General features: G+C 61.4%; 5 protein-coding genes and 1 pseudogene. 5 read left to right on the plus strand and 1 reads right to left on the minus strand.

The window, feature by feature from the left end:
* Nucleotides 1–93 precede the first annotated feature (93 nt).
* The 3 genes from dnaE to VJ604_RS18880 all read left to right on the plus strand — a co-directional run bounded on the left by dnaE (nucleotide 94) and on the right by VJ604_RS18880 (nucleotide 5,742).
* Nucleotides 94–3,567, plus strand: a complete 3,474-nt coding sequence (dnaE, locus tag VJ604_RS18870) for a DNA polymerase III subunit alpha (protein ID WP_324085186.1) — start codon at nucleotides 94–96, stop codon at nucleotides 3,565–3,567.
* Nucleotides 3,568–3,709: 142 nt separating this feature from the next.
* Nucleotides 3,710–4,669, plus strand: a complete 960-nt coding sequence (locus tag VJ604_RS18875) for an acetyl-CoA carboxylase carboxyltransferase subunit alpha (RefSeq protein WP_324085188.1) — start codon at nucleotides 3,710–3,712, stop codon at nucleotides 4,667–4,669.
* Nucleotides 4,670–4,953: 284 nt separating this feature from the next.
* Nucleotides 4,954–5,742 (plus strand): pseudouridine synthase, encoded by a 789-nt coding sequence (locus VJ604_RS18880; protein WP_324085190.1) that lies wholly within the window; start codon nucleotides 4,954–4,956, stop codon nucleotides 5,740–5,742.
* Nucleotides 5,743–5,806: 64 nt separating this feature from the next.
* Here VJ604_RS18880 and VJ604_RS18885 read toward each other — a convergent pair whose 3' ends face one another.
* Entirely contained in the window at nucleotides 5,807–6,316 is a 510-nt protein-coding gene (locus tag VJ604_RS18885; protein WP_324085192.1) for a Ros/MucR family transcriptional regulator, read from the minus strand.
* Between the two features lie 188 nt (nucleotides 6,317–6,504).
* Between VJ604_RS18885 and VJ604_RS18890 the strand changes: the two genes are divergently transcribed.
* Together VJ604_RS18890 and VJ604_RS18895 are read left to right on the plus strand one after the other, a co-directional pair.
* Entirely contained in the window at nucleotides 6,505–6,723 is a 219-nt protein-coding gene (locus tag VJ604_RS18890) for a 4Fe-4S dicluster domain-containing protein (RefSeq protein WP_324085195.1), read from the plus strand.
* A 98-nt stretch (nucleotides 6,724–6,821) separates the two neighbouring features.
* Nucleotides 6,822–7,173: pseudogene (locus VJ604_RS18895) on the plus strand (3-methyl-2-oxobutanoate dehydrogenase subunit beta); the annotation flags it as partial.

Raw genomic sequence — 7,173 nt, forward strand, 5'->3', positions numbered from 1 at the left:
CCCTCAGATTCGACGGGAGCCTTGACTGAGCAGGCTCCCTTTGTTGTACCGTCTCTCTTGGCTCGCCCCCCCCACATTGCAGGGTTTTCTGTTATGGATTCAGCAAATTTCGTTCATCTCCACCTCCATTCCCAGTACTCCCTGCTCGACGGCGCCATCCGCATCGGCGACCTGGTCAAGAAGGCCAAGGATTGCCACATGCCGGCGGTGGCCGTCACCGACCACGGCAACATGTTCGGCTCGCTCGAGTTCTACCTGAAGGCCAAGGACAAGGGGATCAAGCCGATCCTGGGGTGCGAGGTCTACATCGCCCCCGGCTCCCGTCTCGACAAGAAGGCGCCCACCGCGGCCGATCCGGTCACCAGCTACCACCTGATCCTGCTGGCCGAGAACATGGTCGGCTTCAAGAACCTCTGCTACCTGACCTCCGCCGGCTACAAGGACGGCTTCTACCGTCGTCCCCGCATCGACAAGGAGCTCCTCCAGCAGCACAGCGAAGGGCTCATCTGCCTCTCCGCCTGTCTCCAGGGGGAGGTCGCCTATCTGGCCGGCCGCAACAAGATGGATGAGGCCAGGGCCGCCGCCATGTGGTACGCCGACCTCTTCCCGGGGAGCTATTACCTGGAGCTCCAGGAGAACGGGCTCCCCGAGCAGACGGTGGCCAACAAGCGGGTGATGGAGATCGCGCGCGAGCTGAACCTGCCGCTGGTCGCCACCAACGACTGCCACTACCTCAATAAAGAGGACGCCAAGGCGCACGAGATCCTGCTCTGCATCCAGACCGGCAAGACCATGAGCGACCCGTCCAGGATGCGCTTCAGCACCGAGGCCTTCTACGTGAAGACCCCGCAGGAGATGGCCAAGGACTTCCATTACTGCCCGGAGGCGCTGGAGAACACGGTCAAGATCGCGGAGCGCTGCAACTACGAGTTCGACTTCAAGACCTACCACTTCCCCGCCTATGAAGCCCCCCCCGGCGAGACCCTGGATGATCAGCTGGAACGCGAGTCGATCGAGGGGCTGAAGCTTCGCCTCCAGAAGATCAAGCTCAAGTACCCCGACCTGACCGCCGAGCAGGAGCAGGCCTACCACGACCGCCTGCGCATCGAGCTGGACTGCATCCGGCACATGGGCTTCCCTGGCTACTTCCTGATCGTGGCGGACTTCATCAACTGGGCGAAAGACCACGGCATCCCGGTCGGTCCGGGCAGGGGCTCGGCGGCGGGCAGTCTGGTCGCCTACTGCATCAGGATCACCGACATCGATCCGATGCCCTACAACCTGCTGTTCGAGCGATTCCTCAATCCCGAACGTATCTCCATGCCTGATATCGACGTCGACTTCTGCCAGGACCGCCGCGAAGAGGTGATCCAGTACATGGTCGACCGCTACGGCAGGGACAAGGTCTGCCAGATCGCCGCCTTCGGTACCATGGCCGCCCGCGGCGTCATCCGCGACGTGGGGCGCGCCCTCGACTGCACCTTCGCCGACGTGGACAAGATCGCCAAGCTGGTCCCCGAGGTGCTCGGCATCACGCTGGACAAGGCGATCGAGCAGGAGCCCAAGCTCAAGGAGCTGATGGCCGCCGACCCCAAGGTGAACGAGGTCATGAGCGTCGCCTTGAGACTGGAGGGGCTCGCCCGTCACATCTCGACCCACGCCGCCGGCCTGGTGGTGGCGCCCAAGCAGATGGAGGAGTTCTGCCCGGTCTACAAGGACCAGAAGACCGGCTCGCTGACCACCCAGTACTCGATGAAGTACGTGGAGAAGGTCGGCCTGGTGAAGTTCGACTTCCTCGGCCTCAAGAACCTCACCGTCATCGACAACGCCTGCAAGCACATCCGCAACGGCAAGGACCCCAACTTCGACATCACGCTTTTGACCGACGACGACGAGGAATCCTACAAGCTTCTGCAGGCCGGCAACACCACCGGCGTCTTCCAGCTGGAGTCCAGCGGCATGAAGGAGCTCCTGGTCAAGCTGAAGCCCTCCTGCTTCGAGGACATCATCGCAGTCTGCGCCCTCTACCGTCCGGGCCCGCTCGGTTCGGGCATGGTGGACGCCTTCATCGAGTGCAAGCACGGCAGGAAGGCGGTCGTCTACGACCTGCCGCAGCTGGAGCCGATCCTCAAGGACACCTACGGCGTCATCGTCTACCAGGAGCAGGTCATGCAGATCGCCCGCTCGCTGGCCGGCTACTCGCTGGGCGGCGCGGACCTCTTGCGCCGCGCCATGGGTAAGAAGGACGCCGAGCAGATGGCCAAGGAGCGCCTGAAGTTCATGGAGGGCTCCGAGAAACTTGGCCTCGACCCCAAGAAGTGCGCCGGCATCTTCGACCTGATGGCGAAGTTCGCCGAGTACGGCTTCAACAAGTCCCACTCGGCCGCCTATGCGCTGGTCGCCTACCAGACCGCCTACCTTAAGGCCCACTACCCGGTGGAGTTCATGGCCGCCCTCTTGACCGAGGACATGAGCAACACCGACAAGGTGATCAAGAGCATCGGTGACTGCCGGGAGATGGGGATCCAGGTGCTGCCGCCGGACATCAACGAGTCGCTGCGCTCCTTCCGCGTGCTGGACGGGGCCATGCGCTTCGGCCTGGGTGCGGTCAAGAACGTGGGGGAGGGAGCCATCGAGGCGATCCTGGAGGCCCGCGGCGACACGCCGTTCACCGACCTCTTCGACTTCTGCGAGAGGGTGGACCTCCGTCGCTGCAACAAGCGGGTGATCGAGGCGCTCATCAAGAGCGGCGCCTTCGACTGCACCGGAGCCAGGCGCGCCCAGATGATGGCCGCCCTGGACGACGCGGCGGCCAGCGGCCAGAAGATCCAGCAGGAGAAGGAGAGCGCGCAGGCCTCGCTGTTCGGGGCGGCCGAGATCGTGCGCGGCCCGAGCGGGGGTGGCAACCGACTGCCGGACATCCCGGAGTGGGACGAGAAGTACCGGCTGGGCTGCGAGAAGGAGTCCATCGGCTTCTTCATCTCCGGCCATCCGCTGGACCGCTACGTCGCCGACATGCGCCGCTTCTCCACGGTGGACACCTCCACCATCAACGAGGCCAAGGAGAAGAGCGAGGTGAAGATCTGCGGCATCTCCACCTCCTTGAAGGAGATCATGACCAAGAAGGGGGACCGGATGGGGTTCATCTCGCTGGAGGACCTGTGCGGCTCCATCGAGGTGGTGGTCTTCTCCGACGTCTACGCACGCTGCTCGGAACTGCTCAAGAGCGACGACCCCATCCACGTCACCGGCACCGTCGAGCACGGCGAGAAGGGGGCCAAGGTGATGGCGAGCGACATCGTCTTGCTGCGCGACCTGAACGAGCGGGAAACCAAAAGGGTGAACTTCAAGATCGAGGCGGGAAACACCGACTCCGGCAAGCTCAGCACGCTGAAGGGGATCCTCTCCAAGTACCAGGGGAGCTGCCGCAGCTTCCTGCATATCGACCTGGAGAACAGCTCGCGGGTGACGGTGAAGCTGGCCGACGTATACAAAGTATCGGCCAGTGAAGAATTAACAGTGGAAGTGAGTAACCTCTTCGGCTATAATGCCGTCTCATTTGAGTGACGTGACCTTTTCGAACCATCGAAGTCCTCTCTTAAACGGGGACTTAGGGGGATCTTTTTGTGCTGGCAAGGCATAAAAAAATCTCCTCCGCCCCCCTTTGTCAAAGGGGGCCAATAAAACAGAGAAGAAGGAGACTGAACATATGGCATTGCAACAGAGCTACCTGGACTTTGAGAAACCTTTGGCAGAACTGGAGAAGAAGATTCAGGAACTGCTTGCCTTTTCGACAGATGCTGTAGACTTGAAGGGTGAAGTTGCCAAGCTCGAAGAGAAAGCAGAAAGGATGCGCGAGGACATGTTCAGCAACCTGTCCCGCTGGCAGACAGCTCAAGTGGCCCGTCATATCAACCGACCTTTCACTCTCGACTATCTAAGCCTCATCTTCACCGAATTCGTGGAGCTGCACGGCGACCGTAACTTCGGGGACGACCACGCCATCGTCGGCGGCCTGGCCAGGCTGGACGGCGAGCCGGTGATGGTGATTGGCCACCAGAAGGGGCGCGACACCAAGGAGAAGGTGTTCCGCAACTTCGGCATGCCCAACCCGGAGGGGTACCGCAAGGCCCTGCGCCTGATGGAGATGGCACAGCGCTTCAAGCTGCCGATCATCACCTTCGTCGACACCCCGGGCGCCTTCCCCGGCATCGGCGCCGAGGAGCGCGGGCAGGCCGAGGCCATCGCCCACAACCTGCGTGAGATGGCGCGCCTCACCGTGCCGATCATCGTGGTGATCACCGGCGAGGGTGGCTCCGGCGGTGCGCTGGCCATCGCGGTCGGCGACCGTATCCTGATGCTGCAGCACTCGGTCTACGCGGTTATCTCCCCCGAAGGGTGCGCCGCCATCCTCTGGTCCGACGGGACCAAGGGTGCCCAGGCCGCCGAAGCCCTCAAGCTCACCGCCAGGGACATCAAGGAACTCGACGTCATCGACGAGATCGTTGCCGAGCCGCCGGGCGGCGCGCACCGCGACCACGAGGGGACGGCGAAGAACCTGCACGAGGCGCTCACCAGGAACCTGGCCGAACTGAAGAAGTTCTCCGCCGAGGAGCTGATCGAGCAGCGCTACCAGAAGTTCCGGAAGATGTCGCGCTTCCTGGAATAAGAGCCGGCCGTCGGTGTCTCGACGGAGATGAAGAAAAGTGGGAAAAGGCGCCTCCAGCACCGAATGGGCGCCTTTTTCTTTGAGAGACAGCGTGGGCATGTTGCAGTCACTCCAACCCCCTTTGCCAGCTCTCTCTCTCCCTGCGGGAGAGGGTCGGGGTGAGGGGACTATCCACGAAGATGCGAGGCTTCCCTCACCCCTGCCCTCCCCCGCAGGGGGAGGGAGAGTCTGCAGTGTTCGGAAAAGTGGGTAAGGCACGACTGCTCAATTGAGGAGACAGAGGTATGCAGGATCGTTTGCAGAAGATATTGTCGCAGGCAGGTGTCGCTTCCCGGCGCGAATCCGAGAAGATCATCTTGGACGGCAGGGTGGCGGTGAACGGCAGCGTGGTAACCGAGCTTGGCACCAAGGCCGACCCCGACAACGACGTGATCACCGTCGACGGCAAACCGCTCACCATCGAGGAGAAGCGGGTCTACATCCTGCTCTACAAGCCGGTCGGCTACATGACCACCATGAAGGACCCGGAAGGGCGCCCCATCGTCACCGACCTGTTGAAGGGGCTCAAGGAGCGGGTCTACCCCATCGGCCGCCTGGACTACAACACCGAGGGACTGCTGCTGCTCACCAACGACGGCGCGCTGGCCAACGCCCTCATGCATCCCTCCCACGAGGTGGACAAGGGGTACCTGGTCAGGGTGAGCGGGCACGTCTCGCCGGAGCAGATCCAGCGGCTTACCGAGGGGGTGAAGCTCGAGGACGGCATGACCGCACCTGCCAAGGTGGTGCCGGTCAGCGAAAGCGAGCACAACTCCTGGATCTCGATCACCATCCACGAGGGGCGCTATCGGCAGGTGCGGCGTATGTGCGAGGCGGTGGGGCTTAGCGTGGTGAGGCTGAAGCGTTCGCGCTACGACTTTCTGGAGATAGGCGACCTGAAACCGGGGCAGTTCAGGTACCTTGCGCCGGAAGAAGTGACCAAGCTGAGAAGGAAAGGTGCCTCGGCCGGTTCCGGACGTGCCCCCCGCAAGAGCGGCGTGGTCGCCAAGCGAGGCATGTCGAAACGGAAGTAGGAAGATCAAAAAAGAAGCCACCCTCTGGGCGGCTTTTCATTTACCAATTCTTCAGCCCTATCGATCAGGCGCTCATCCTTTTCTGTTTGGCGGTGCGCGGGGGCTTGGCCGGTTTCCTCTCACCGCCACCCTTGGCAGCCAGCTTGGCGGCACGTACCGCCCGGGCCTTGGCCAGGTTGTCGGCGAGACCTTTCTCCTGTGCCATCCTTCTGCGGGCTTCCGAGAAGTTCTTGGCAGTTAAAGCCTGGTTGCTGGGGATGCCGAACTGCTTCCGGTATTCGCCCGGTTTCATGCCGTGAACCTGGGCGAGGTGGCGGGCCAGCGTTTTCATGCCGCTCTTGCCGCACAGCATGCAGCTGACCTGGTCCGTCTGGAAGGCCCTCTTTATGGAGAGGGCCGGCCCACGCGCTTCGCCGCCCCTTTCCACAGTTTCGCCGCCGCTTTCCTCTTCCAGCTTCTGCAGCGCCCCGTGTACCTTCTGCAGCTCCAGAAGGAGGTCTTCGCCTGACATCTCGGTTACCGACGCATGCGAAGATACGATGTTGGCCGTCAGCTCCAGTAGTGATGATGCCATCTGTTTGCTCCTCCTTTCTATTTTTAAAAACCTCTAATTTGCTTCTATTAAACTACAGGGGACCTCAAAAGCAAGGGATAAATGTTTGTTTTAAGCAAAAAAAGTTGACGCGGCTGACATATTTCTGCTAGTTTTCACGGCTAACTGGATGCCAAAAATGTCATCCGGATTGTGGGGGAGCTGTGACAATGGGAAGAATTGAGATCGATCAAGTGAGATGCAAAGGGTGCGGTATCTGCACCATCGCCTGTCCGAAAAAGCTGATTCAACTCTGCGACAAGGTCAACCTCCAGGGTTATACGCCGGCTGAGGCCTCCTCTCAGGAACTCTGCACCGGGTGTGCTCTCTGCGCCGAAATCTGTCCTGACGTTGCCATATCTGTGTTCAAACAGTTATCTCCAGCCTGATTGCCTGATTCGATCCCCCTTCAGCTGTAGACAAACGTGGAATTAGTTTTAGTGAGGGCCTCGAGCTGTTGCCGGTGGCCCTTCTCCCGGAGGAACAAGTGTCAAAGCGCCTGTTTGTAAAGGGTAACGAGGCCGCTGCCATGGGTGCCGTCGAGGCCGGCTGCCGTTACTACTTCGGTTATCCCATCACACCGCAAAGTGATATTCCCGAATACCTTTCCCGCGAGCTTCCCAAGCTCTCCGGCGAATTCATCCAGGCCGAGAGCGAGATCGGCGCCATCAACATGCTGCTGGGCGCCTCCGCCTGCGGCGTGCGCGCCATGACCTCCTCGTCGAGCCCCGGCATCTCCCTCAAGCAGGAAGGCATCTCCTACATGGCCGGCGCCGAGCTTCCCGGCGTGATCATCAACATCTCCCGTTCCGGCCCCGGCCTGGGCGGAATCGACGCCT

This window comes from Geomonas sp. (assembly GCF_035254065.1).
Classification (GTDB): domain Bacteria; phylum Desulfobacterota; class Desulfuromonadia; order Geobacterales; family Geobacteraceae; genus Geomonas.

What these genes read in the sequence shown, in the direction of transcription:
- dnaE (WP_324085186.1), top strand. Translation starts at nt 94, where the DNA reads ATGGATTCAGCAAATTTCGTTCATCTCCACCTCCATTCCCAGTACTCC.
- VJ604_RS18875 (WP_324085188.1), top strand. Translation starts at nt 3,710, where the DNA reads ATGGCATTGCAACAGAGCTACCTGGACTTTGAGAAACCTTTGGCAGAA.
- VJ604_RS18880 (WP_324085190.1), top strand. Translation starts at nt 4,954, where the DNA reads ATGCAGGATCGTTTGCAGAAGATATTGTCGCAGGCAGGTGTCGCTTCC.
- VJ604_RS18885 (WP_324085192.1), bottom strand. Translation starts at nt 6,316, where the DNA reads ATGGCATCATCACTACTGGAGCTGACGGCCAACATCGTATCTTCGCAT.
- VJ604_RS18890 (WP_324085195.1), top strand. Translation starts at nt 6,505, where the DNA reads ATGGGAAGAATTGAGATCGATCAAGTGAGATGCAAAGGGTGCGGTATC.